The 316-nt window shown below is 62.3% G+C and carries 1 protein-coding gene; it reads left to right on the top strand.

The window, feature by feature from the left end:
• Positions 1 to 316 (top strand): hypothetical protein (locus PH586_RS23490; RefSeq protein WP_271350219.1); only part of this gene is annotated, 316 nt, incomplete at both ends.

Below are 316 nucleotides of genomic sequence, written 5' to 3'. Positions count from 1 at the left end.
CGCTGAGCACCTCGGGCATCGTGGATGCCCAGGGTGAGCTGATCGCCGATGCGCAGAGCATCAGCATGAGCAGCGGCTCTGCTTGGCAGGGCATTGGCGGCGCAACACTGACGGCTATCGGCGACATGTCCCTGCACGCGCTGAGCTTTGGCGGCGATCTGGATATCGACTCGACGCAAGGCCACATTAGCTTCAATGGCCCGGTCAATGCGCAGGCCATTGATGTGCTGGCCGCCACAGGCATAAACGCGAACTCAACCGTCACCGGTACTTCGCTGCTGCTGGATGCGGGCGCTGGCAACCTGGTGGTTAGCGA

Source organism: Pseudomonas aestuarii (genome assembly GCF_027988105.1).
Lineage (GTDB): Bacteria > Pseudomonadota > Gammaproteobacteria > Pseudomonadales > Pseudomonadaceae > Aquipseudomonas > Aquipseudomonas aestuarii.
The sequence above is the reverse complement of the archived record's forward strand: the minus strand, read 5'-3'. Positions and strand labels throughout refer to the sequence as shown.